Annotated in this window: 22 protein-coding genes and 1 riboswitch; of the genes, 19 read left to right on the forward strand and 3 right to left on the reverse strand. The window is 31.5% G+C overall.

Annotated elements, in window-relative coordinates; translation table 11 throughout:
• Positions 1 to 29: 29 nt before the first annotated feature.
• The 3 genes from B2694_RS05585 to B2694_RS05595 form a co-directional block, all read right to left on the reverse strand.
• Positions 30 to 1073 (reverse strand): ABC transporter substrate-binding protein, encoded by a 1044-nt coding sequence (locus B2694_RS05585; protein WP_346884908.1) that lies wholly within the window; start codon positions 1071 to 1073, stop codon positions 30 to 32.
• 74 nt (positions 1074 to 1147) lie between these two features.
• Positions 1148 to 1921, reverse strand: coding sequence for an ABC transporter ATP-binding protein (locus tag B2694_RS05590; protein ID WP_346884980.1), 774 nt, complete (start codon positions 1919 to 1921; stop codon positions 1148 to 1150).
• Between the two features lie 9 nt (positions 1922 to 1930).
• Entirely contained in the window at positions 1931 to 3022 is a 1092-nt protein-coding gene (locus B2694_RS05595) for a FecCD family ABC transporter permease (RefSeq protein WP_414632717.1), read from the reverse strand.
• 180 nt (positions 3023 to 3202) lie between these two features.
• On the opposite strand from B2694_RS05595, the gene B2694_RS05600 reads away from it, so the two are divergent.
• The 19 genes from B2694_RS05600 (at position 3203) to pdxT (ending at position 25318) form a co-directional block, all read left to right on the forward strand.
• Positions 3203 to 4006, forward strand: a complete 804-nt coding sequence (locus B2694_RS05600; RefSeq protein ID WP_346884910.1) for an AraC family transcriptional regulator — start codon at positions 3203 to 3205, stop codon at positions 4004 to 4006.
• A 5-nt stretch (positions 4007 to 4011) separates the two neighbouring features.
• Positions 4012 to 4758, forward strand: coding sequence for an alpha/beta hydrolase (locus B2694_RS05605; RefSeq protein WP_346884911.1), 747 nt, complete (start codon positions 4012 to 4014; stop codon positions 4756 to 4758).
• Between the two features lie 399 nt (positions 4759 to 5157).
• Positions 5158 to 5481: a DUF2325 domain-containing protein gene (locus B2694_RS05610; RefSeq protein ID WP_035131143.1), complete on the forward strand. Its 324-nt coding sequence runs from the start codon at positions 5158 to 5160 to the stop codon at positions 5479 to 5481.
• A gap of 150 nt (positions 5482 to 5631) precedes the next feature.
• Positions 5632 to 7617, forward strand: coding sequence for an aminopeptidase (locus B2694_RS05615; RefSeq protein ID WP_346884912.1), 1986 nt, complete (start codon positions 5632 to 5634; stop codon positions 7615 to 7617).
• 141 nt (positions 7618 to 7758) lie between these two features.
• Positions 7759 to 9786: a urocanate hydratase gene (locus B2694_RS05620; RefSeq protein WP_346884913.1), complete on the forward strand. Its 2028-nt coding sequence runs from the start codon at positions 7759 to 7761 to the stop codon at positions 9784 to 9786.
• 341 nt (positions 9787 to 10127) lie between these two features.
• Positions 10128 to 11132, forward strand: coding sequence for a hypothetical protein (locus tag B2694_RS05625; protein ID WP_346884914.1), 1005 nt, complete (start codon positions 10128 to 10130; stop codon positions 11130 to 11132).
• Between the two features lie 303 nt (positions 11133 to 11435).
• The gene (locus B2694_RS05630; RefSeq protein ID WP_346884915.1) at positions 11436 to 12287 is read left to right on the forward strand and encodes a formate/nitrite transporter family protein; all 852 of its coding nucleotides are present in this window, start codon (positions 11436 to 11438) and stop codon (positions 12285 to 12287) included.
• A 182-nt stretch (positions 12288 to 12469) separates the two neighbouring features.
• On the forward strand, positions 12470 to 13489 hold the full coding sequence (locus B2694_RS05635; protein ID WP_346884916.1) for a cell wall-binding repeat-containing protein: 1020 nt from the start codon (positions 12470 to 12472) through the stop codon (positions 13487 to 13489).
• A gap of 7 nt (positions 13490 to 13496) precedes the next feature.
• Positions 13497 to 14051 (forward strand): hypothetical protein, encoded by a 555-nt coding sequence (locus tag B2694_RS05640; RefSeq protein ID WP_346884917.1) that lies wholly within the window; start codon positions 13497 to 13499, stop codon positions 14049 to 14051.
• A gap of 155 nt (positions 14052 to 14206) precedes the next feature.
• Positions 14207 to 14378, forward strand: a riboswitch (Lysine riboswitch).
• Positions 14379 to 14642: 264 nt separating this feature from the next.
• On the forward strand, positions 14643 to 15023 hold the full coding sequence (locus B2694_RS05645; RefSeq protein ID WP_035130526.1) for a hotdog domain-containing protein: 381 nt from the start codon (positions 14643 to 14645) through the stop codon (positions 15021 to 15023).
• Positions 15024 to 15084: 61 nt separating this feature from the next.
• Positions 15085 to 15909 carry a 3-keto-5-aminohexanoate cleavage protein gene (locus tag B2694_RS05650; protein WP_346877693.1) on the forward strand — a complete coding sequence of 275 codons (825 nt, stop codon included), beginning with the start codon at positions 15085 to 15087 and terminating at the stop codon, positions 15907 to 15909.
• A 111-nt stretch (positions 15910 to 16020) separates the two neighbouring features.
• Positions 16021 to 17058, forward strand: a complete 1038-nt coding sequence (locus B2694_RS05655; RefSeq protein WP_035130522.1) for an L-erythro-3,5-diaminohexanoate dehydrogenase — start codon at positions 16021 to 16023, stop codon at positions 17056 to 17058.
• A gap of 71 nt (positions 17059 to 17129) precedes the next feature.
• Entirely contained in the window at positions 17130 to 18380 is a 1251-nt protein-coding gene (gene ablA / locus B2694_RS05660) for a lysine 2,3-aminomutase (protein WP_343827526.1), read from the forward strand.
• 22 nt (positions 18381 to 18402) lie between these two features.
• The gene (locus B2694_RS05665; RefSeq protein ID WP_346884918.1) at positions 18403 to 19428 is read left to right on the forward strand and encodes a hypothetical protein; all 1026 of its coding nucleotides are present in this window, start codon (positions 18403 to 18405) and stop codon (positions 19426 to 19428) included.
• Between the two features lies 1 nt (position 19429).
• Complete coding sequence (locus B2694_RS05670) at positions 19430 to 20908, forward strand: MutS-related protein (protein WP_035130514.1); 1479 nt, start codon at positions 19430 to 19432, stop codon at positions 20906 to 20908.
• The gene (locus B2694_RS05675) at positions 20898 to 22454 is read left to right on the forward strand and encodes a lysine 5,6-aminomutase subunit alpha (protein WP_346847178.1); all 1557 of its coding nucleotides are present in this window, start codon (positions 20898 to 20900) and stop codon (positions 22452 to 22454) included. The genes B2694_RS05670 and B2694_RS05675 overlap by 11 nt, the downstream gene beginning before the upstream one ends.
• Positions 22454 to 23242, forward strand: coding sequence for an OAM dimerization domain-containing protein (locus B2694_RS05680; RefSeq protein WP_346847179.1), 789 nt, complete (start codon positions 22454 to 22456; stop codon positions 23240 to 23242). The genes B2694_RS05675 and B2694_RS05680 overlap by 1 nt, the downstream gene beginning before the upstream one ends.
• A 608-nt stretch (positions 23243 to 23850) precedes the next feature.
• Positions 23851 to 24729, forward strand: coding sequence for a pyridoxal 5'-phosphate synthase lyase subunit PdxS (gene pdxS, locus B2694_RS05685; protein WP_346884919.1), 879 nt, complete (start codon positions 23851 to 23853; stop codon positions 24727 to 24729).
• On the forward strand, positions 24710 to 25318 hold the full coding sequence (gene pdxT / locus B2694_RS05690; RefSeq protein WP_346884920.1) for a pyridoxal 5'-phosphate synthase glutaminase subunit PdxT: 609 nt from the start codon (positions 24710 to 24712) through the stop codon (positions 25316 to 25318). Before pdxS ends, pdxT begins: the two co-directional genes overlap by 20 nt.
• Positions 25319 to 25387 lie beyond the last annotated feature (69 nt).

Below are 25387 nucleotides of genomic sequence, written 5' to 3' on the forward strand. Positions count from 1 at the left end.
TATTTTGCGACGCCCCCATTTTTTACATTTTAGCTTTTAAATATTTCGGGATAGAAGTCTTTAGCTAATTTTTCTAAGCAATCGAAGGTTCTGTAGCCATATCCCATAAGTTCAGTGTATTCAACAGAAACGATATTTTTATTCTTTATAGCTTCAACACTTTGAAGTGTAGGTTCTGCTAATAGCCTATCTATGGCATCAACATCTACTGAAGCATTTTTATTTGCTGTTACATAAACAATATGGTCAGGGTTAGAAGAAATTATATTTTCTAATGATATAGAACCCCCTTTTTCAATAACGTTATCCGAATTTAACACATTTAACATTTCCTTTTGTAATGAAGCATTAGCACCATAAGCAGTAAAGGATTCTCCATTATAATTAACTATTAGCATAACCTTTTTTCTTTCACTAGTGGTTGGAACTTTTGATTTAATGTTATCAAATGAATTCTGAAGTGAGTCAGCTAATTTATTAGCTTTATCTTGAACATCGAACATAGTACCTACGTTCCTAACATCTTGAATAATTGTGTCTAAAGAAATATGGGCATTCATTTTACTTGCCAATTGAACGTAAGTATTAATACCAACTTCATTTAAACTTGGTATTGAACCATATCTATCATCTTTAAATGAAGCAGATCTTCCAATTACTAAATCTGCACCTGAGCCAACAACAACTTCTTTAGCAACATCACCTTTGTTAGCAATTGCAGGTATAGATTCGTAGTCTGCTTTTAAATTTTCTAACATAGGAGTATCTAAGTCACCTGTTCCAATTATAGAATCCTTTAACCCTAAAGTTAAAAGTAGTTCAGTTGAAGTTTGATTATTAGTTATAACTTTCTTTGGAGCTTCATTAAAAGTCTGTTTGTACACATTTCCTTCAGAATCAAAAGCATCAAAGGTTATTGGATAAGTTGTTTTATTAGTTGATGTAGTTGTAGAAGTGCTAGTTTGCTCTTGCTTTGATGGTGAGTCTACATTTTCAGTTTTATTACTGCAGCCTACAAAGACTACAGCAGATAGAGCTAATGATGTAAGTAAAAGTAAAGTTTTTTTATTCATGATAATTCTCCTCTCGATTTTCATATTAAAAGTTTTAATTTTTATATAATAGAATAATTAGTTATAGTTTTTGTTTAATGTAATGATGGTGGTAAGTATTCAATAGAAAGCTTTTTAGTAGCTGGATTTATGTGAACAATAGATTCAACATCATATACTTCTTTAATTGTTTTTTCTGTTATAACTTCATTTGGAATCCCGTTATACACAATAACTCCATCTTTCAAAACATAAAGTTCATCACAAAATTGAGAAGCTAATGTTAAATCATGCAAAGCAGCTAAAACACATATATTTAAATTTTTAACTATTGACATAACTTCCAGTTGATACTTTATATCTAGATGATTAGTGGGCTCATCTAAAATTAATATTTTAGGATTTTGAGTTATTGCTCTAGCTAATATAACCCTTTGCTTTTCACCTCCAGATAATAGGCTGAAGTTTTTTTGAGCAAAATCAATCATTCCAACTTGAGATAAAGCTTTAAGTGCCATATCATAATCAGTTTTATTATCTTGCTCTAATAAACCTTTATAAGGAGCCCTACCCATTAGAACTATATCTATAACTTTAAAATCAAAGTTAATATTATTAAATTGGCTAACTACTCCAAGAGTTTTAGCAAGAGATTTTTTGTTGTAATTTTTTATATCCTTATCAGATATAAAAACATCTCCAAAGGTTGGCTTTATTACACCATAAACAGCCTTCAATAATGTTGATTTCCCACTCCCATTTGGACCTATTAAGCCTATGAACTTATTACTTGTAACTGCTAAATCAATTCCTTTTACAATTTCTTTTTTCGATAAATTGACTTTTAATTCTTTAATTTTCAAATCCATTAAAATCACCTACTTATCTCCATATCCGAAGCCCTTTCTCAATAGAATGTAAACAAAGAATGGTGCTCCAACTAAACCAGTAATAATACCAATGGATAATTCAGCATTAGGGATGATTATTCTAGCAAAAACATCAGCCCAAATTAAGAATATAGAACCTAAAAGTATTGAAGTTGGGATTAGCCTTTTATGATCAGACCCAACTATAGATCTTGAAATATGGGGGATTATTAATCCTACAAAGCCTATAATCCCGCAATTAGCTACTAAAATACCTGTTAGTAATGATGTGATTATCATATAAATTTTTCTGTATAAATTTAAATTAAGCCCTAAAGTCATTGATGCTTCATCACCCATTAACATTAAGTTTAAAGTTCTTCCTTGAGTTAAGAAAAATAAACAACATATAGTTACAGCTAAAATTACAAAACCTATATTTTGCCACTTAGCAGTTGCCAAAGAACCCATTGTCCAGAATTTTACCGTTTGCATACCTTCAGCATTACTAGCAATAGAAATTATAAAATTAGATAAAGATGTACATAATGCACTGACTACAGTTCCCGAAAGGACTAATTTGGAAGATGACATTTTATTTCCCATTGAGGATAATACCAATACCAAGATAGAGGCACTTAAAGCACCTAAAAATGCCCAAAATGATACATTGCTTATGGAAAAGAGACTAAATGAGCCCAATCCTAACATTATAGAGAAGGTTGCACCTAGTGATGCACCAGAAGAAATTCCTAAAATATATGGCTCAGCTAGAGGATTTTGAACAGTTGCTTGCATTATTGTTCCGCATACAGCAAGTCCAGCTCCAACAGCAATTGAAAGTAAAACTCTAGGCATTCTAATTAACCAAATAACATTATAAGTAGATATATTACTTACTTCAGCATCACCTAAGGATAATCCCAATAATTCATTTAATATTATGCTATAGGATACAGAAGGTTTTATTCTAAGTGAACCAAAGGATACTGATAAAATTACAGAAATAAATAATAATATAATTAAGCCTAAGATAAATAAATTGAAGGATTTTTTTATCTTTTGGTTTTTCTCATAAGAAGCATTTAAAATATCTTTCACATTTAACATCCTTTCTTGAACTCCTACTAAAAAAGAGGTAAACTTATTCTAGAGAATTAAATGATAATAATTATCAATTTCATTAACTATTATAATATAGAAAAAATCGTAATAGAATATACTAAAATAAAAACATGGACAATTATTTAAAGTTATATGTAATGAAAGGAGTCTATTTACTTGAAAAATGTTAATAAAGGTAATTTATTAAAAGAATTTAGAAAAAATACTTTTGAAGTTTTTAGAATAGAAAGGTTTGTCAAGAATTCTATGTCATCGAAAATTGGGTATACAACTAATCTCTCAGCATTCATTTTTACTATAAGAGGAAGAGCCCAAATAGAGTTTGATAATGAGGTCTATATTGCGGAAAGAGGAAAGGTGATTCATGGATGCAAAAATAAAAACATATCCTTTAAGGTTTTAGGAGATGAAGAATTTGAATATATGAATATCTATTATATGGCAGATAAATGTATTAAGCCTGATTCTTATATGAATTCAACCTTCGAATTTGACGTAATAAATTATGACGAGATGTTGAAATCCTTGTATGAGCTTAAAGAAATATCTTTAAAACAACAATTAACATCAAAAGTAAATCTTCAAATACAAACCTCATTATTTTTAAGAGAACTCTTCACTGATCATAGCTACAAAAAGAGATTAAGTGAAAAAGATTTTACCATAGATGTAAGTGAATTTATTTCACAAAACTATATGGAAGAGATTACATTAGGCACGCTTTCAGAAAAATATGGAGAGAAATCTAATAGAATATCATACTTATTTAATAAGTATTTAAATATTCGTCCTATAGATTATTTAATCCAATGCAGAATGACTGCTGCATTCAAGTTATTAAATGAAGGTTTTGCAGTTAAGGAAGTTTCTAAAAAGATTGGCTATAATGATGAATTCTATTTTAGTAGGTTATTTAAAAAAAGTTTTGGAGTTACTCCAAGCAAGTTAAAGAAAGGGTAGAAGATATGCGAGGAAGAATTTTAACGAGGACAGTTTTTGATAGAGAGATTTTTATGTATTTACCATGGGAGTATGATATATCTGATAAAAAATATCCTGTAGTTTATGTTCATGATGGTGATAAATTTAGAAAGTTTTTAGGCGGAATAATTGATGAAATAGAAGATAAATTTGAAAATAAATCTTTAGAGGAACATATAATAATTGGAATTACACCTTTTGACAGATTAGATGAATATACCCCTTGGGCAGCAGAATCTAACCATAAAAGATTTCATCCATTTGAAGGCAAGGGGGATGAATACTTAGAATTTTTAATAAGTGATTTACAAACCTATATTGAAAAAGAGTTTAGAGTAAGCAGTAATAAGAATGATAGAAAAATTATGGGACATTCTCTTGGAGCTTTGATTTCTTTATATTCAGTTTTCAAAAATGATAATTATAGTAGGGTAGCAAGTATATGTGCATCTCAATGGTATGATGGATGGATTAAATTTATTCAGGAAGAAAGTTTAGTAAATGATGATTTTAGACTTATTATTATTGCTGGAAAAAAGGAGGGATATAGCAAGACTACAATTCAGAAGGACATGCCTAAGTTCTCTAGTATGTCCTATGAAATATTTAAGGAACATATAGGAGAAGAAAATGTAGTAATGGTTTGGGATGATTATGACCACCATGAAAATATATTAAATAGAAATAAAATTGCTTTGGAATTTTTAATGAGAAAAGATCAATTAGTTTGATGATTACAAGTAGAAGGAATTTTTGTATTTTATTGCAACTTGATAATATTAGGATAAGAACTTTATACTAAAGTTATATTGACACAACATAGTTTTAGTAGTAGACTGAAAGATAAGTTAGTTGATGCTAACTTATCTTTTTATAGCTGAGTAAGCAATAGCTAACTTTCTTTCTTAAAAGTAGTTATCATTTTACCTAATTTTATTTTAGTAGTAGGTAAGCCGAAGCTAACTATATAACTATTTAACTAGTTAACATCATAAATACACAAAATTATAACATTGAGGCATTTTAAAATTTCTTATTATAACATGTAAATATTTTAAAATCCTAGAAGCGCATAGTGATATATACATAAGAGCTTATATAAAATAATATAAATTTTAGGAGGTAAAGAAATGAGTATAGTAATAATTGGCGGTCATGATAGGATGGTTTGTGAATATAAAAAGATTTGTGATAAATATAATTGTAAGGCGAAGGTGTTTACACAAATGCCAGGTCGCTTTAAATCTCAAATAGGATGTCCAGATTTATTAGTAATGTTTACTAACACAGTATCTCATAAAATGGTTAATGCAGCTATGCAAGAGGCAGCAAGAAAGAATATAAGCATAGCAAAATCTCATAGTAGTAGCTCCAGCTCTTTAAAGAGTATATTAGAAACCCATTGTTTAAATTGTTCTGGGGATTGTGAGAACTGCACTAAACATAGTAATTAAATATAAATTTAATTTAAGGAAACATTTTTGGGGTAGAATTTAATCTTTTAGCACTTTACCCCGATAACAAAAATCGCATAAAGTATTGTATTAATTTTCTGAATATGATACGTTTTTGTTATGGATATTTTTAGAAGGGTGGGGGATAAAATGAAGAACATTTGTAATCTTAATGGAGTAAAAGAAGTATCTTTAATAAATACTCAGGGGAAAAATTATTTAACTTTCTTTAAGACAACGGGGGAAAAACTATATTCAATATGTAGTTTAGAAGAAAAGTTAAATGATGAGTATTTTCAAAAGAAAGACTTTGATGAACTTTTAAAAGAAAATCATGAAATTTATAGTGACTTAATAGGTGACAACTATAAAGCAAGTTACGGCAACCCAGACTATGCAGTGAAAGAGCTAGGAAAAGAAATGGGGCAAATAGCTACATATTTATATAATAGGTTAAATGAATGTATATCTTTAGTATTTTCTCATAAGACTGACAAGATAGAAAAGTTACTACAATTATTTACAGATGCCTATGCTTATGTAGTTAAAAATGGTGATAATGCTAATGGTTTAATGGAGATTATAAGGGATTTTGAAGTTAGCATTTTAGACATGGAAGCTGAGGAAAAGGTTAATAATATAGCTTTAGATACCAAGGGTTATTACAGAACTATAGTTGATGAAGCAAATGCAGAAGATTTAAGATACCTATTTAAGTACGGAAAATATATAACTGATAATGAAATAAAGACAGCTAAATTTTTGTCTACCTATGAAGATGTAAACAAGATTGCGTATACCATGGTTAAAGGATATATGGATAGCTTTATAAGAGAAAAGAAGGATTACACTATTAAGTCTACAGTTAGACTAATATACTTTGTTGGTCAAGAGGCTATTGTTAAAGAGGTTATAAAGGAGTTTGGTAAATACAACTTAACACCTGTCCTTGCAATGGTAGAATCTACTGAAGCAAATAAACAGTTTACTTATGATCATAGATTTGATAATGCTTTATTCTTCAGTAAAAACTATGCAGAAATTAGAGAAGAAAGATTTACAGCTACTTTTGAAAAATTTAAAGAAGGCTTAGGAAAGTATTCTGGAGTAGCGGTTATTGAAAGCTTTGGAGAGGTTCCTTTTGCACCTGAAAGTAAGAATACAGCATTAAAATTAAGTGAAGAACAAAGTAAGGTTTACCAAAATGCAGCGGTAAGACTTAGAAGTGTTCAAGATAAATATATGCCATCTAAGGAAACAACCTTTACAATTATAGCTTTCCCTAGTCCAGAAATAGGAGAGAATTTTGAGGAAATCTTTGCAGATACTATGAAGATAAATACTCTTGATTCAGATAAGTGGGAAAGAATCCAAAATGATATTATTGGGGCTTTAGATAAGGGTGAGTTTATCCATGTTAAGGGCTGCAATGGAAATAAAACAGATATAAAGGTTAAAATGCAGGAAATCAACAATCCTGAAAAGGAAACGAACTTTGAAAACTGTATTGCTACTGTAAATATACCAGTTGGAGAGGTATTTACATCTCCAATGTTAAAAGGAACAAATGGACTTCTACATCTAGAAGAAATCTTCCTAGATGGCCTTAAATATATAAACTTAGAACTTTTATTTAAGGATGGATATATAGCTGAATATAACTGTTCTAATTTTGATGAAGAATCTAAAAATAAAAAGTATGTAGAGGAAAATCTGTTGTTCCCAAATAAAACTTTACCTCTTGGTGAGTTTGCAATAGGTACAAACACCTTAGCATATGTTATAGCACAGAAGCATAATATAGTACCTATACTTCCTATCCTTATTGGAGAAAAGATGGGACCACACTTTGCAGTGGGTGATACTTGTTATTCTTATAGTGAAGATGAAAGAGTATATAATGCTTTTGATGGAAAAGAAATAATTGCTAAGGATAATGAAAAATCTATTCTTAGAAAAACTGATATAGAGAGTGCATATACTCAATGTCATACGGATATAACTATACCTTACGATAGCTTAGAGTTTATAAATGCTATAACAAAGGATGAAGAAGTTATTGAAGTAATTAAAAATGGTAGATTTATTCTAAAGGGCACTGAGGAATTAAATGAACCTTTTAATGGAGAGGCTTAATAAACAGAGTTCTTAGCTTCTTCGAAGCTTAGAAATCGTTATCTAGGGACGTAGCTGGTCTTTATTCCTACTTTAAAAAAGATAGGAATATTAGAGCGGGTAGCCATCGGATAGATTTTTTATAGAAATAGGAGGAAAATTATGATTAATAACATTGATATTAAAAATAAGATGGTAATAAAGTTAGATGATGAATTACCAGAAATACCTAAGTTTCAAGAAGGAATTAGAAGAGCCCCTGACAGAGGTTATAGTTTAACACCTGCACAAACTGAGTTAGCTCTTAAAAATGCTTTAAGATATGTTCCAGAACATCTTCACGAGAAATTAGCTCCAGAGTTTATGGAAGAGCTTTTGACAAGAGGAAGAATATATGGATATAGATTTAGACCAGAAGGAAAATTAAGTGGTAAGTCTATAGATGAATATAAAGGAAATTGCGCAGAGGGTAAGGCCTTCCAAGTAATGATAGATAACAACTTAGATTTTGATGTGGCATTATATCCTTATGAACTTGTTACTTATGGTGAAACAGGACAAGTGTGCCAAAACTGGATGCAATATAGACTTATTAAAAAATACCTAGAGAATATGACAGATGAACAAACTTTAGTAGTAGAGAGTGGTCATCCATTAGGATTATTTAGAAGTTCTAAAACTGCTCCAAGGGTAATAACTACTAATGGTTTAATGGTTGGTATGTTTGATAATCCAGAAGATTTCCATTTAGCAACTCAACTAGGAGTAGCTAACTATGGACAGATGACAGCTGGTGGTTGGATGTATATAGGACCTCAAGGTATAGTTCATGGCACCTTCAACACTATAGTAAATGCAGGAAGATTAAAGCTTGGAGTGGCTGATGATGGAGATTTAAGAGGTAAGATATTTGTAACTTCTGGTCTTGGTGGAATGAGTGGTGCTCAACCTAAAGCTATAGAAATAGCTAATGGAGTAGGAATTGTAGCAGAGGTTGACTATTCAAGAATTAAAACAAGACTTGATCAAGGTTGGGTTTCCATGGCATCAAGTGATTTAGAAGAAGTTATAAGAGTTGCTAAGGAAAAGGCTAAAAATGAAGAGTCTATCTCTATAGCATATCATGGAAATATCGTTGATTTACTTGAATACATCTTAGAAAATGATATTCATATAGATTTATTATCAGACCAAACTTCTTGCCATGCTGCATATGATGGTGGGTATGCACCAGTGGGAATTTCTTTTGAGGAAAGAACTAGACTATTAAAAGAAGATAGAGAAAAATTTAAAGAGCTTGTAGATATGACCTTATTAAAACACTACGACATAATTAAAAAGTTAGTTGCTAAGGGAGTTTACTTCTTTGATTATGGTAACTCATTCATGAAGGCAATCTATGATGCTGGTGGAAAAGACATAGCTAAAAATGGTGTAGATGAAAAGGATGGATTCATTTATCCTTCTTATGTTGAAGATATCATGGGACCAATGCTGTTTGACTATGGATATGGACCATTTAGATGGGTATGCTTAAGTCATAAACATGAAGATTTAATAAAAACAGACCATGCTGCAATGGAATGTATTGATCCAAATAGAAGAGGACAAGATAGAGATAACTACATTTGGATTAGAGATGCTGAAAAGAACCAATTAGTTGTTGGTACAGAAGCTAGAATATTATATCAAGATGCACAAGGTCGTATGGATATTGCTCTTAAGTTTAATGAACTTGTAAGAAAAGGTGAAGTTGGACCAATCATGCTTGGAAGAGATCACCATGATGTAAGTGGTACAGATTCTCCATTTAGAGAAACTTCTAATATAAAAGATGGAAGTAACATGATGGCTGAAATGGCAATCCAATGCTTTGCAGGAAATGCAGCAAGAGGAATGAGCTTAATTGCTCTTCACAATGGTGGAGGAGTTGGAACAAGTAAGTCAATCAATGGAGGATTTGGATTAGTTCTTGATGGTAGCGAAAGAGTTGATAATATTATAAAATCATCTATGGCATGGGATGTTATGGGTGGAGTTGCTAGAAGAGCTTGGGCAAGAAATCCACATTCTATTGAAACAAGTATGGAATATAATGAGAAGAATCAAGGAACAGATCATATAACTCTTCCATATATACCAAAGGATGAATTAATAAAATCTGTTATTGAAAAAGCATTAAATAAATAAATCATAATTGAATAATTTAATTGGGTATATAGTATTAAAAGATTAAGACTATATACCTGATTTTTTATTTTTTTATTTTGTATTTAGTTATAAAAGAAATTTTTATATTTCTTTTATAAAGTAGATAAAATATATTAATAAAAATATAAAAAATAAGTTCTAAGTTGAAGGTTGCTTCGTATATTTTTATGGGGATGATATTTTTAATATATGTAGTAAATTTAAATGAAATAAAAACAATGATTAAACAATATATATACATTAGTAGATAATATTGAATAGAATATTTGCAAGTAGTATAATAGTTAGGGTATTTGATGTGTAAATAAGGAGGGGTAGTGTTGAATTATAGAAAAAAAATTAGAAAAGTTAATAAAATAAAAATATTTGTCGTAGCAATAACACTAATTAGCACCCTTTTTATTTTAGTTGGATGTAAATTCAATATTGAAGAAGAGAGAGATCCAATTATAAACAATTATACAAGTGCTGTAATAGAAAAAAACAACAATATATATATTTTTGATGAGGATGAGGAATATTTAGAAGGGGTAGGAGATTTGCATAGGCTGAAAGAACTTTCTGCTTTAAGTAATGACTGGAGTAATATAGCTTTTAAATATTTAGATGAGAAAGATAGAATAAATATATATAGTATGAAAGATGAAGAATATAAAGTATTACAAATAAATGATATAGGGGGAAATCAAATATCTAATATATCATGGATGAATAATAAATTAGTAGTTCATTTATATATAGATCCTACCACAAGTAAATATCTAATTTATGATGCAGATAATTTAGAGCTTTTGAATTCCTGCGAAGGAATCTTAATAGATGTTCTTAATGAAGGTAATACTCTAGTTTATGGTAGAGCTAGTAATGGAGTTACTAATATATACTTTAATGATACACAGATAATTAGTTTAGAAGATAGTGGAGAAGTTTTATTAAAGGGAAAAGTATCTCCTAAAAAGGATGAGATAGCTTTTATTACCTTTAGTTTTGATAAGGAAAAATTAACTCAATGTGAATATTTATATAGAGGAAAAATTGAAAATGGTAAAATAAAGGGTGTTTTTAAGACCGTTAAGCCCTATGAAATAAATGGAGACATGGTATATGAGGGTGATGAACTAGTTATATATAGCCAAGAAGGAAATTATTTAGTAAAAAATGAAGAGTTTATAGAAGAAGAAAATGAGGAAATGAAGAAAAAACTCAATGGAAATTCTATGAAACTTAAAAACATGCTTAAGAATACCTTTGAAAGCGAAAGTATAAATGAAAACTTATCATGGAATGAAATTGGAGTTTTTAATATTACCTGGTTTACTAGGTAATATTTTTTTGATTTATAGGAAAGTATAGATTTTTACGTTTTATGGGTTTTACCGTTAGGAACGTGGCGCAGGCCACTTTTTTTATGTCTAAATTGTAAACATGCATACCGATATACATGTAAGAGTATATGAAATTTCATAAAAGTTATTGTAATATTTAAAATATACAGATAAATTTTTGAGGTGGATTTTTTCAAGGTTTTATTAAGGGGAAACCTGTTGACACCTTGTGTAGGCTTCAATATAATTAACGTGGAAAGTAAAAAAACAAATTAAAATGTAGAAATACTGGAGGAACTTCTAATGGATAAAAAAATGCTTTCACCTGATGAAATTACTAATTATGTAGAACAGGTTGGAGTAAAAAAGGCTAATAATAAATGTGTGCAAACTTTATTTTTAGGTATTTTAGCAGGAGTATTTATAGCTTTAGGGGCATATGCATCATCAGTAGCATCACATGGAATTAGTGATCCCGGATTACAGAAATTTGTGGCAGGTATAGTATTTCCAGTTGGATTAATTTTAGTGTTAATATGTGGAGCAGAATTGTTCACAGGAAATTCATTATTAAGTGTAGCTTGGGCTGAAAAAAAGATAACAACAGGCCAAATGTTTAAAAATTGGGCACTTGTTTGGATAGGAAACTTTATTGGAGCTGCTTTTGTAGCAATACTAGTTTTTGAATCAGGTCTTTTATCAACAGGAAACGTTGGAGGCTATGCTATTAAGGTAGCGGCAGCTAAGGCAAGTATGGGTTTTGTGCCTGCAATTGCAAGTGGAATATTATGTAATGTCATAGTATGTGTATGTGTATGGGGTTCCTATGCAGCTAAAGATGTAACAGGAAAAATATTCATGGGTTTCTTTCCGATATTTGCTTTTGTTATAGCAGGTTTTGAACACTGCGTAGCTAATATGTATTACTTTTCTATAGGATTGCTTGCAAAAACAAATTCAGCTTTTGTTGAAGCATCTCATGTAGCTGTTGAAAAATTAGATAATTTAACTATAGTTGGAATTTTTGACAATCTAATTCCTGTAACCATAGGAAATATTATTGGTGGTGCAGTTTGTATTGGATTAGTTTATTGGTTCATATATAGAAAATGTAATAAAAAGAATATTGAGATAAGAGAGAAGTTATCAGCATAATATATATAAATTCATGGAAAATTGTGTTAGAATTAAGTTTTAGCATGATTTTTTTTATAAGATTTTATGGAAAATTGTAAAAATCTATATTGATTTGTAAAAATCTATTTTATATTTGAAGCACATAATATAAAATAGATAGTATGAAGATGAATACTAAATTAATTAATGGGGAGGGTTATATGAAGAAGAAAGGAAGAGTTATCAGTTCAATTGTAGCTATAAGTATAATGGGGGCAATAGCCTTTAGTATTAATAATAGAGTAGAAGCAGATGCAGTAAAAATAAGATTAGGTGGGAGCACTAGATATGAAACTGCTGTAGAAACATCTAAACAGGGATGGCCTAGTGGAAGTAAAACCATAGTACTAGTGTGTGGAGCGGATTATCCTGATGCGCTAAGTGCGGCACCTTTAGCTAAAAAGTATAATGCTCCTATATTGCTAACAGAACAGAGTGCATTATCTACTGTAGTGTCCAATGAGGTAAATAGATTGAAGCCTTCTGTAGCTTACATAGTTGGTGGAGATGGAGTTGTATCTAAAAATGTACAATCCCAGTTAAAGGGAATGGGCATTGATGTTAAAAGATTAGGTGGTATCAATAGGTATGAAACAGCTGTAAAAGTAGCTGAGCATATTGGAACATCTAATGGAGTTGTTTTGGCTTCAGGGGTAAGTTTTGCCGATTCTCTATCAATAGCTCCGGTGGCGGCAAAACTAGGAATGCCTATATTGTTAACAGATGTGAATGAATATAACAGTTATAATAAAAAGTTCATTCAAAATAATAGCATACCTAAAACTTATGTTATAGGTGGGGATGGTGTGATATCAAACTCTAATATGGCTAATTATAAAAGTCCTGAAAGAATTAGTGGAATTGATAGATATGAAACTAATACAGCGGTTTTTAATTATTTTAAAGGAAAGATTAATTTAAACAAAATTTATTTAGCATCAGGAATAGATTTTCCAGATGGATTAGTAGGAGCACCAATAGCTGCCTTAACTTCTTCTCCAATAATTCTTATGGAGGAATCAGGAACTTATTATCCTAAAGTTTTAGCAGCGATAAAAGGAATAAAATCCGATCAAGTATTGGTTTTAGGTGGAGTTGGAGTAGTTAGCGACAACATAGTTAATAAGGTATTAGAGGCAGTAAATTATGAGGAGAAATTTAAGGTTTTAAGTATTGAATAGCTCAAAAGTGGGTGAAATTAAAGTGAGACCTATAGAAGATATGCTTAAAGACCTACCCTTGGGGGTATCTGCTTTAACGGAACAAAAGGTTCATAATAAAAAGTTGACTTGTATAATAATTAAAGATGACTTTAAAGATTTTATATATTTTCCTAATTCTATGGAGTTTAATTTCAAAAGTGCTTATGTAAAAAGTAATAAAGTAATTTCAGGGCACTTGATTATAAGAATGAAAGATGATATAAAAGAAAAGTACTATCCTTTTCACTTTAATTATTATGATGAAAAAACATTAAGTTTAATTATAAATTTAAGTCATCAAAGAAAATTATACTTAATACTAGGTAATAAATATAATGAATATAAAATTGTTTGTTTCAGAAATAGTTTAAAAAGTTTTTTTAGAAGATATATAATTAATTGTATAAACTATGGTTATCGATGGAGTGATGAAGATTACAAGGAATCAATTTGTAATCTTATATCTTCATTTCCTAGTATAGATGACTTATGGAAACGATTAGGTGGACAAATTACTATGAGTATACTGAAAAAAGTATAAGAAAAACGAGGAAATGTTAAGTAAAATTCAAAATCTACAAAAAACTTATATTAATTTAAAAATTTTTTAAAAAAACCATTGCATTTCTAAAATATTAGATTTATAATGGGTACATGATAAATAATATATTGAATTGTTTAAAAATTTAATATTGAATCATAAGTAGAGGCGCTTATAAATTGGTAACTGATAAATGCTAAGGAGAATACCCTCTGATGTTACAGTGAATTGTTTATAGGCCGAAAGGATACAAAGGTATTTTGTATTACTTGGGGATAAGACACAAGGTTTTATCACTGCCATGTTATATGGAGAGCTATTTATGGAATGAAAAATATTCATTGCATTGATAGTTCTAACTAACCAAGTTATCTAATGGTGTTGAATATTTTCAACGCCATTTTTTATTTACTATATTTTTTATCCCATGACTATCATCTCTAATACTCTAAACTTTTCAAAGTGAGAGTAAAGAGTTGCTAAGTCCTTGGATAACGATTTCTAAGCTTCAAAGAAGCTAAGAAATCTGTTTATACTAAAAAGTTATACATAAATAAAAAGTAAACGATTATTTTATAGGGGGAAAAGAAAATGAAATCAGTAATCAGATTAAGAATGAGCGCACATGATGCACACTACGGTGGAAATCTTGTTGATGGAGCAAGAATGCTACAATTATTTGGAGATGTAGCTACAGAATTATTAATACAAAATGATGGAGACGAAGGTCTATTCAAAGCTTATGAAAACGTAGAATTCATGGCACCTGTATTTGCTGGAGATTACATTGAAGCTGTAGGTGAAATCGTACACGTTGGAAACACATCAAGAAAAATGACTTTTGAAGCTAGAAAAGTAATAGTTCCAAGACCTGAAATCAACGATTCAGCTTGTGACGTTTTAGAAGAGCCAATAGTTGTTTGTAAAGCAACTGGAATATGCGTAGTACCAAAAGATAAGAAGAGAAAGTAAATAAGTGCAAGAATTCTTGCAGAAATATTGTTAAAAAATTAACTATATAGGAGGATTTTAAATGGAAAAGTTAATAATTGCTGCAGCTATTTGTGGTGCAGAGGTTACTAAAGAGCAAAATCCAAATGTTCCTTACACAGTAGAAGAAATTGGTCAAGAGGCAGAAAAATGTTATAAAGCTGGAGCTAGTATAATCCACCTTCATGTTAGAAAAGATGATGGTACTCCAACTCAAGACAAAGATAGATTTGAAGCTTGTATGGCTGAAATAAGAAGAAGATGTCCAGATGTTATCATTCAACCATCTACTGGTGGTGCTGTAGGAATGAGCAATGAAGAAAGACTTCAACCAGTTGATTTAAGTCCAGAAATGGCAACATTAGACTGTGGAACTTGTAACTTTGGTGGAGACGAAATATTTGTTAATACAGAGAACACAATCAAAGAATTCGGGGAGAAAATGATCGAGTTAAACGTTAAGCCAGAAATCGAAGTATTCGATAAAGGTATGATTGACATGGCGATCAGACTTCATAAAAAAGGATTTATAAAAGCACCAATGCACTTCAACTTCGTTATGGGAGTTAATGGTGGAATAAGTGCTGGAATGAGAGACTTTGTATTTATGAAAGAAAGTATTCCAGCAGGAAGCACTTACACAGTATCAGGAATAGGCAGAAATGAATTCCCATTAGCTGCAATGTCTATGATAGAAGGTGGACATGTAAGAGTTGGATTTGAAGATAACGTATACCTATCAAAGGGTGTTATGGCAGAAAGCAATGCTGACCTAGTTGAAAAAGCTGTAAGAATAGCTAAAGAATTAGGAAGAGAAATTGCAACCCCAGCAGAAGCAAGAGAAATATTAGGACTTAAAGCTTTATAATTTGAAGCATAATATAAGAAGTTATTTTTAACGTATAAGATTAAAAATATAATAAACAATAATTAAGTAGAAAAAAATTTATTGAGACTAAAGTAAAAAGGAGTGTTTTTAATGAAAAAAGGATGTAAATATGGAACTCACAGAGTAATAACACCAGCAGGAGTATTACCACAACCAGCTTTAAAAATAGACAATACAATGGAAATATATGACAATGAAATACTTATCGACGTTCAAGCTTTAAACGTTGACTCAGCAAGCTTTACACAAATAGAAGAAGAAGCTGGACACGACGTAGAAAAAATAAAAGCAAAAATACTTGAAATCGTTGGAGAAAGAGGAAAAATGCAAAACCCTGTAACTGGTTCAGGCGGAATGCTTATCGGAAAAATAGCTAAAATAGGAGCTGCATTAGAAGGAAAAACTGATCTTAAAGTTGGAGATAAAATCTCTACATTAGTATCTCTTTCATTAACTCCACTTAAAATAGAAGAAATCATCGACATTAAACCAGACATCGATAGAGTAGAAATTAAAGGTCAAGCAATATTATTCGAAAGTGGATTATATGCTAAACTTCCAGAAGATATGGAAGAAACTTTAGCACTAGCTGCACTGGACGTAGCAGGAGCTCCAGCTCAAGTTGCTAAATTAGTTAGACCAGGACAATCAGTTCTTTTATTAGGAGCAGCAGGAAAATCAGGAATGTTATGTTGCTACGAAGCAGTTAAAAGAGTTGGACCAACAGGAAACGTTATTGGTTTAGTTAGAAACGAAGAAGAAGCTGCAAGATTAAGAAGATTAAACTTAAACATGAAAATAGTTATCGGAGATGCTACTAAAGCTATCGACGTAATGAACTTAGCTTTAGCTAACAACAACGGCGAAGAAGTTGATGTATCTATCAACATAGTTAACGTTCAAAACACAGAAATGTCAACTATATTACCAGTTAAAGATGACGGTATAGTTTACTTCTTCTCAATGGCTACAGCATTCACTAAAGCTGCTTTAGGAGCTGAGGGTGTAGGTAAAGACGTAACTATGATAGTAGGAAACGGATATACTAAAGGACATGCTGAAATAACATTACAAGAGTTAAGAGAAAACGAAACTCTAAGAGCTATATTCCAAGAATTATACGTTTAATCCGTAGATTATAATTGATTAATTAATAAAATTAATATATATAAATGTGAAATTATAGGGGGTAACAATTAATGAATACAACTCGTAGAAAAGAATTATTTCCAAACGTTACAGATGAACAATGGTTTGACTGGAAATGGCAAACAAAAAACAGAATAGAAACTTTAGATGAATTAAAGAAGTATATTCCATTAACTCCAGAAGAAGAAGAAGGAGCTAAAAAATGTCTTGAAACTTTAAGAATGGCTATAACTCCTTACTACTTATCATTAATCGATCCAAGCAATCCTAATGACCCAGTAAGATTACAAGCTATCCCAACAGGATTAGAAGCTCATAAATCTGCTGCAGATTTAGAAGACCCACTACACGAAGATACAGATTCTCCAGTACCTGGATTAACTCATAGATATCCAGATAGGGTATTACTTCTTATAACTGACCAATGTTCTATGTACTGCAGACACTGCACAAGAAGAAGATTTGCAGGACAAAGCGATGACTGCATGCCAATGGAAAGAATAGATAAAGCTATAGATTACATCAGCAAAACACCAGTAATCAGAGACGTTCTATTATCAGGTGGAGATGCTTTACTAGTTGACGATTCAGTACTTGAGTACATCATCAGCAAATTAAGAGCAATACCACACGTGGAAATAATCAGAATTGGTTCAAGAACACCAGTAGTTATGCCACAAAGAATTACTGATGGACTTGTAAATATGTTAAAGAAATACCACCCAATCTGGTTAAATACTCACTTTAACCATCCAAACGAAATCACAGAAGAGTCTAAAGCTGCATGTGAGAGAATGGCTAATGCTGGTATACCACTAGGAAACCAATCAGTACTTCTAAGAGGAGTAAATGACTGTGTTCACACAATGAAACAGTTAGTTAACGATTTAGTTAAAATCAGAGTTAGACCTTACTACATCTATCAATGTGACTTATCATTAGGACTAGAGCACTTCAGAACTCCAGTTTCTAAAGGTATCGAAATCATTGAAGGATTAAGAGGACATACTTCTGGATACTGTGTACCAACATTCGTTGTTGACGCTCCAGGCGGCGGTGGAAAAACTCCAGTTATGCCAAACTATGTAATTTCTCAAAGCCATGATAAAGTAATACTTAGAAACTTTGAAGGAGTTATAACTACTTACTCTGAGCCAACAAACTACACTCCAGGATGTACTTGTGATGTTTGTACAGGTAAGAAATCAGTTCATAAAGTTGGAGTTGCAGGACTTCTAAACGGTGAAAAACTTGCTTTAGAACCAACAGGATTAGAAAGAAACGAAAGACACGCTCACTAGAATATAGTTAGAAGTGATCTTAATGAATGAAATTTTAAAGTTATTGAAACCATATAAAAGTGTATCTATTATAGGTATGAATAAAAATGTGGGAAAAACTACGACTTTAAACCATATCTTGAAGGAGGCTAGGGGCTCTGTGTCCCTTGGCCTAACTTCTATAGGGAGAGATGGTGAAGAGTTAGACAGGGTTACGGCTACAGAGAAACCTAAGATATATATTGAAAAGGGGACTGCGATTGCTACAGCCAAACAATGTCTTTTAAATAGTGATTTCACAAGAGAGATTGTAAGAACTACAGGAATAAATACTCCTATGGGAGAAGTTGTTATTTGTAAAGCCTTAAGTGATGGTTATGTGGATTTAGGAGGACCTTCCGTGAATTCATATATGACCAATATAAAAGATCAATTATTAAGTCTTCAGTGTGATCTTGTAATAGTAGATGGAGCTTTAAGTAGAAAGACCTTTGCTTCACCCGCCATAACAGAAGCTACAGTGTTATCTACAGGAGCCGCTCTATCAAGAAGTATGAAGACCGTCATAAGTGAGACAAAACATACTATGGATCTATTAAGTTTACCCCATGAGCAAGATAGGTCTATTTTAAATGTCGCAACAAAAATATGTGATTCAGGAATTGTAGGCATCATTTATAAGGATGGTACCTATAAAGTACTAGAGGTTTTAACTGCCCTAGAAGCTTCAAAAGAAATTGTAGAAGCTTTGAGTGAACAAGTATCCCATGTAGTTATTAAAGGTGCAGTTTCTGACAAACTTATTAAAAATATCATGACTTCTACTAACCTATATAAAGATATAACTTTTCTTGTGGAAGATGGTACTAAGCTATTTATTAGTAGTGAAAGCCTTTATAGATTCCATAGGCAAGGTGGGGTCATAAAGGTCCTAAATAAGATAACTGTGGTTTGCATAACTTCAAATCCAAAATCACCTTATGGATATGAATTTCCAAAGGATGAATTCTTAAAAGGTCTTAGAGAAGCTGTCAATGTTCCAGTATTTGATGTATTAGGGGGGAAATAATATGAAGTTTTTAGATAATGAACAAAGGGCTCAAATAGGGTTTTCCTTTATCATGGATGAGCTTGGTATAATAACTCCTTATGGTACTGAGGAAAAGAAGCTGATAAAGCCTTTTAGAATTAATGAGTATGATAAATTGGTAGAAGAGCTTACTAACGTTGAGCTGATGATAGGTCATATGAATGAATATCATGATGAGTTTAACGATATAGTAAGACTTCTACACAAGATTAAAGATATAAGAAATACATTAAGAAGAGCAGAGAAGGTAGAAATATTAGATGAAGTTGAACTTTATGAGGTTAAATATGTATCTATGCTTTTGGAAGAGCTTAAATTAGTCTTAGATAATATTAATTTATCTGTAGGTAAAATTAAGCTTCATTCCCTAGAAGAAGTAATAGATATATTAGACCCAAGCAAAAAACGTTTATCTACATTCTATATTTATGAAGAATATAGTGAAAAACTTTCTCAGATAAGAAAACTAAAAGGTGAAAAGGAAAAAGCAATTTTTTCTTGCAATGATGAAGGTCTTATTGAAAAGTTAAAACAAGAGCGATTAGATATTGTTATTCAAGAGGAAGAAGAAGAGTTACATATTAGAAAAGAACTTACTTCTAAATTGTCCTCCTTTAGTAGATATATATCAGAAAATTTAAAAGTGGTAGGTATTTTAGATTTATTAATGGCAAAGGCAAGCATTGCGATTAAATACAATTGTGTTAAACCTAACATAGTTAAAGAGATGAATATTGATATAGAGGATGGAATAAATCCTGAAATTGAAGCGATCCTTAAGAAAAAAGGAAAAGCATTCTCTCCTGTTAATATACAGCTTCATGGAGGAACCACAGTGATAACTGGAGCTAATATGGGAGGAAAGAGTGTAGCATTAAAGACTATTGTTTTAAACCTATTTCTTGGACAATTGGGCTTCTTTGTATTTGCAAAAAAAGCAACTTATCCAGTATTAGATTTTATTCATTTTGTTTCAGACGATATGCAATCTATATCTAAGGGATTGAGTACTTTTGGAGCTGAGATAATTAAATTAAAAGAAGTGGTAGAGTGTGTAAAACGTGGAGATGGATTTGTAGCTCTTGATGAGTTCGCTAGGGGAACAAACCCTAAAGAAGGATATTACCTTGTAAAATCTCTTGCAAATTATCTACAAAAATTTAACACTGCTAGTATAATATCTACCCATTATGATGGTGTGGTAGAAGAACCTATGGTTCATTATCAAGTTGTAGGACTAAAAAATATAGACTTTGAGAAACTAAAATATAAGATTGATCTTAATAAGACTCATTCAGTTGAAATTATCCAAGAGCATATGGAATATAAACTTGAAAGAGTATCTAAGACAAATCAAGTACCTAAGGATGCGCTAAATATAGCGATGCTATTAGGATTAGAAAAAGACATAGTGAATATAGCGAAAACATATTATGAGGAGGAGTACAATGGAAAGTAAATTAAATTTAGATTTAAATCTAGTTGCTAAAGCTAGAGAATCATCAAAGAATATAGCTCAAGACACTCAAAAGTTCATAGACAGACATACTACAGTAGCTGTAGAAAGAACTGTATGTAGATTATTAGGTATAGATGGCGTAGATGAATTTGGAGTACCACTACCAAACGTAGTTGTAGAAAACATTAAAGCTGGAAACGGATTATCTGTTGGAGTTGCTGTATTAGTAGGTAATGCTATGGTTAACACTGGATTAACTCCACAAGAAATAGCAGAAAAAGTAGCTAAAAATGAATTAGATTTAACTAAACTACCTATGAAAGATATGTTTGAAATAAAAATGGCAGTTGAAAAAGTTGCTAAAAACATGGTAGCTACAATCAAAGCTAACAGAGGCGAGAGAGAAGCTTACCTTGAAAAATTCGGCGATAAAACAGGTCCATACCTTTATGTTATCGTTGCTACAGGAAATATCTATGAAGATATAATTCAAGCTAAAGCTGCTGCAAAACAAGGTGCAGACGTTATAGCTGTTATTAGAACAACAGGACAAAGCTTACTTGACTACGTTCCATACGGAGTAACAACTGAAGGATTCGGAGGAACTTTTGCAACTCAAGAAAACTTCAGACTTATGAGATCAGCTTTAGATGAAGTTGGAGAAGAATTAGGAAGATACATCAGATTATGTAACTACTGTTCAGGATTATGTATGCCAGAAATAGCTGCTATGGGAGCTATGGAAAGACTTGACGTAATGCTTAACGATGCATTATACGGAATTCTTTTCAGAGATATCAACATGCAAAGAACTATAGTTGACCAATATTTCTCAAGAGTAATCAATGGTTTTGCAGGAGTTATAATCAACACTGGTGAAGATAACTACTTAACAACTGCTGATGCTGTTGAAGAAGCTCACACAGTGCTTGCTTCTCAATTCATCAATGAGCAATTTGCTTTAGTTGCAGGACTTCCAGAAGAGCAAATGGGTCTAGGACACGCATTTGAAATAAACCCAAATGTTGAAAATGGATTCCTATATGAGCTTGCTCAAGCACAAATGGCTAGAGAAATATTCCCTAAAGCACCACTTAAATACATGCCTCCAACTAAGTTCATGACTGGAGATATATTCAAGGGTCAAGTACAAGATGCATTATTTAACATGGTTACAATAATGACTAGCCAAAAATTACACTTATTAGGAATGTTAACAGAAGCTATACACACTCCATTTATGAGTGATAGAGCACTATCTATTGATAATGCACAATATATATTCCATACAATGAAAGACCTTGGTTCAGAAATCACTTTCAAAAAAGGTGGAATAATGGAAACAAGAGTTGATGAAGTTCTAGGAAAAGCTGCTGATTTATTATCTGTAATAGAAAAAGAAGGTTTATTCAGTACTTTAGAGCAAGGTAAATTTGCAGGTATTAAGAGACCTCTAAACGGAGGAAAAGGATTAGATGGAGTTGTTGAGAAGGAAGCTAATTACTTCAACCCATTTATAGATTTAATGTTAGGAGGAAACAGATAATGAGTGGTGGATTATATTCAACAGAAGTTAGAGATTACGATACTAATTTAGATCTAACTAAGCTTAAACCTTATGGAGATACTATGAACGATGGAAAGGTTCAAGTGAGTCTTACTTTACCAGTTAAAGATGATGAAAGAGGAATAGAAGCTGCTATTCAACTTGCAAAATCAATGGGACTTAAAGATCCAAACGTTGCTCATCACGGATCATTAGATAAAGAGTTTACATTCTATGTAGTATATGGTTCATTAACTCATACTGTTAACTATGAAGAAATTCATGTTCAAACTGTAGAAGTAGATACTATGTCTATGTCAGAAGTTGGAGAATACATTGAAGAGCACATCGGAAGAGATGTAGTTATCATAGGAGCTTCAACAGGAACAGACGCTCACACAGTTGGAATCGATGCTATCATGAACATGAAAGGTTTCGCTGGTCACTATGGTCTTGAAAGATACAAAGGTATCGAAGCTTACAACCTAGGAAGCCAAGTAGAAAACGAAGAGTTCGTTAAGAAAGCTATCGAGCTAAAAGCTGACGTTCTTCTAGTATCTCAAACAGTTACACAAAAGGATGTACACATCCAAAACCTTACTAACCTTGTCGAGTTATTAGAGGCAGAAGGTTTAAGAGATAAAGTTGTATTAATCTGTGGTGGTCCAAGAATAACTCACGAACTTGCTAAAGAATTAGGATACGATGCAGGATTCGGACCAGGAAAATATGCAGATGACGTTGCTAGCTTTGCAGTAACTGAAATAGTTGAAAGAAAGTTAGTTTAATTTAAAAAAGTTTAATGTTTAAAAGTCTAGTTTAATGTTTATATATATTTAGTTTATAGGGATAAAAAACTAAAAGGGTTACGTGAAATAAAATTATAGGGTATATAAGTAGAATGAAGAAATTCATTCTACTTTATTTTTTACTCCAAATCTACGATTTGGCTAAGTAAAAAATACTCATTCGAATGAAGATGAGAAGGAGTTACATTGAGAGCAAAGCGAAAAGTCACGTTAGTGACATTACTCCAAATCTATGATTTGGCTAAGTAAAAATAAGTGAGAATCTAAATCTTTGATTTAGTAGTTCGAACTTACTCCTTAGAACGTATGTGAAAAGGAGTTCCTATTGAAAATGAATGTGAGAAGGAGTTTCCTTATAAATACAATAACTATTTAACTATGAATCTATTTAAATGTTATTATACATAGATAGATATATGGTTAAATAGCTATATTGTACCCATACTAATAATGCAAAATAACAAAATTAAAGAAATTGTATTGATTAAATGTTATATTTATGGAATAATTGTATTGTAAAGATTAAATATATAGATACAAAATATGCATACAATTAAGTTTTGTACTATACTGTAGGGGGAATATAAATGAATACAAGATCAGAGTTAAACAAAAACCTAGCAGAAATGCTAAAGGGTGGAGTAATAATGGATGTAGTTAATGCTGAAGAAGCTATAATTGCAGAGAAAGCAGGAGCGGTTGCTGTAATGGCTTTGGAACGTGTGCCTTCTGACATTAGAAAACAAGGTGGAGTTGCTAGAATGTCAGATCCTAAGATGATAAAAGAAATTCAAGAGGCTGTATCTATTCCAGTAATGGCAAAGGTAAGAATAGGTCATTTTGTAGAGGCGCAAATATTAGAAGCTATTAAGATTGATTATATAGATGAAAGTGAAGTATTAACTCCAGCGGATGATTTATTTCACATAGATAAAAAAGGATTTAAAGTACCTTTTGTATGTGGAGCTAGAAACTTAGGAGAAGCATTAAGAAGAATAGGTGAGGGTGCTTCCATGATAAGAACTAAAGGAGAAGCTGGTACTGGAGATGTTGTAGAAGCTGTAAGACATATGAGAACTATGATGAGTGAAATAAGAAAAGTACAAAACACACCAAAGGAAGAGCTTATGACTATAGCTAAAGAAATGGGTGCACCATATGAATTAATAGTTTATGTTCACAACCATGGAAGACTACCAGTAGTTAACTTTGCTGCCGGTGGAGTAGCTACCCCAGCTGATGCAGCTTTAATGATGCAACTTGGAAGTGATGGAGTTTTCGTTGGTTCTGGTATATTTAAATCAGCGGATCCAGAAAAAAGAGCTAAGGCTATAGTTCATGCTGTAGCAAACTATAATAATCCTGAAATCTTATCACAAGTTTCTGAGGACTTAGGAGAACCTATGGACAGTATAAATACTAAGGATATACCAGATGGTAAATTATATGCATCAAGAGGATGGTAGTACAATGATAACTATAGGCGTACTGGATTTACAAGGAGCTGTAATAGAACATGTAGACAAGATTAATAATATAAGTGGAGCCACAGCCTTAAGAGTGAAGAATGTGAAGGACCTAGAGGATATAGATGGCCTTATAATTCCAGGAGGAGAAAGTACTACCATAGGAAAACTATTAAGGGATTTTAAGATGCTATCTCCATTAAAAAGCAAAATTGAAAGTGGGATGCCAGTATGGGGAACCTGTGCAGGTATGATAATTCTCGCTAAATCCATCTTGGGAAGTGATTACAACCATTTAGGTGTTATGGGTATAGAGGTAAGAAGAAATGCCTATGGCTCTCAATTAGACAGCTTTATAACGGATGAAATAGTGGGAGGTGTCAGTGAAGAAAAAATACCTCTAGTATTTATAAGAGCTCCTTACGTTGAAAAAGCGCATGAAGGGGTAAAGGTCCTATTTAGCTTAGATGAAAAAATAATAGCATGCAGAGAAAACAATATGCTAGCAACATCATTTCATCCAGAGTTAACAAAGGACTTATCAATGCATAAGTATTTTTACAACATGTGCAAAGATAGATTAAAATAAATAATGAGCTTTTGCAAAATAAATCATTAATCTTATATAAAATGATGAGGATGTACTTTAATAATATAA

This window comes from Clostridium sp. UBA4395, from assembly GCF_002390995.1.
Classification (GTDB): domain Bacteria; phylum Bacillota; class Clostridia; order Clostridiales; family Clostridiaceae; genus Clostridium_J; species Clostridium_J sulfidigenes.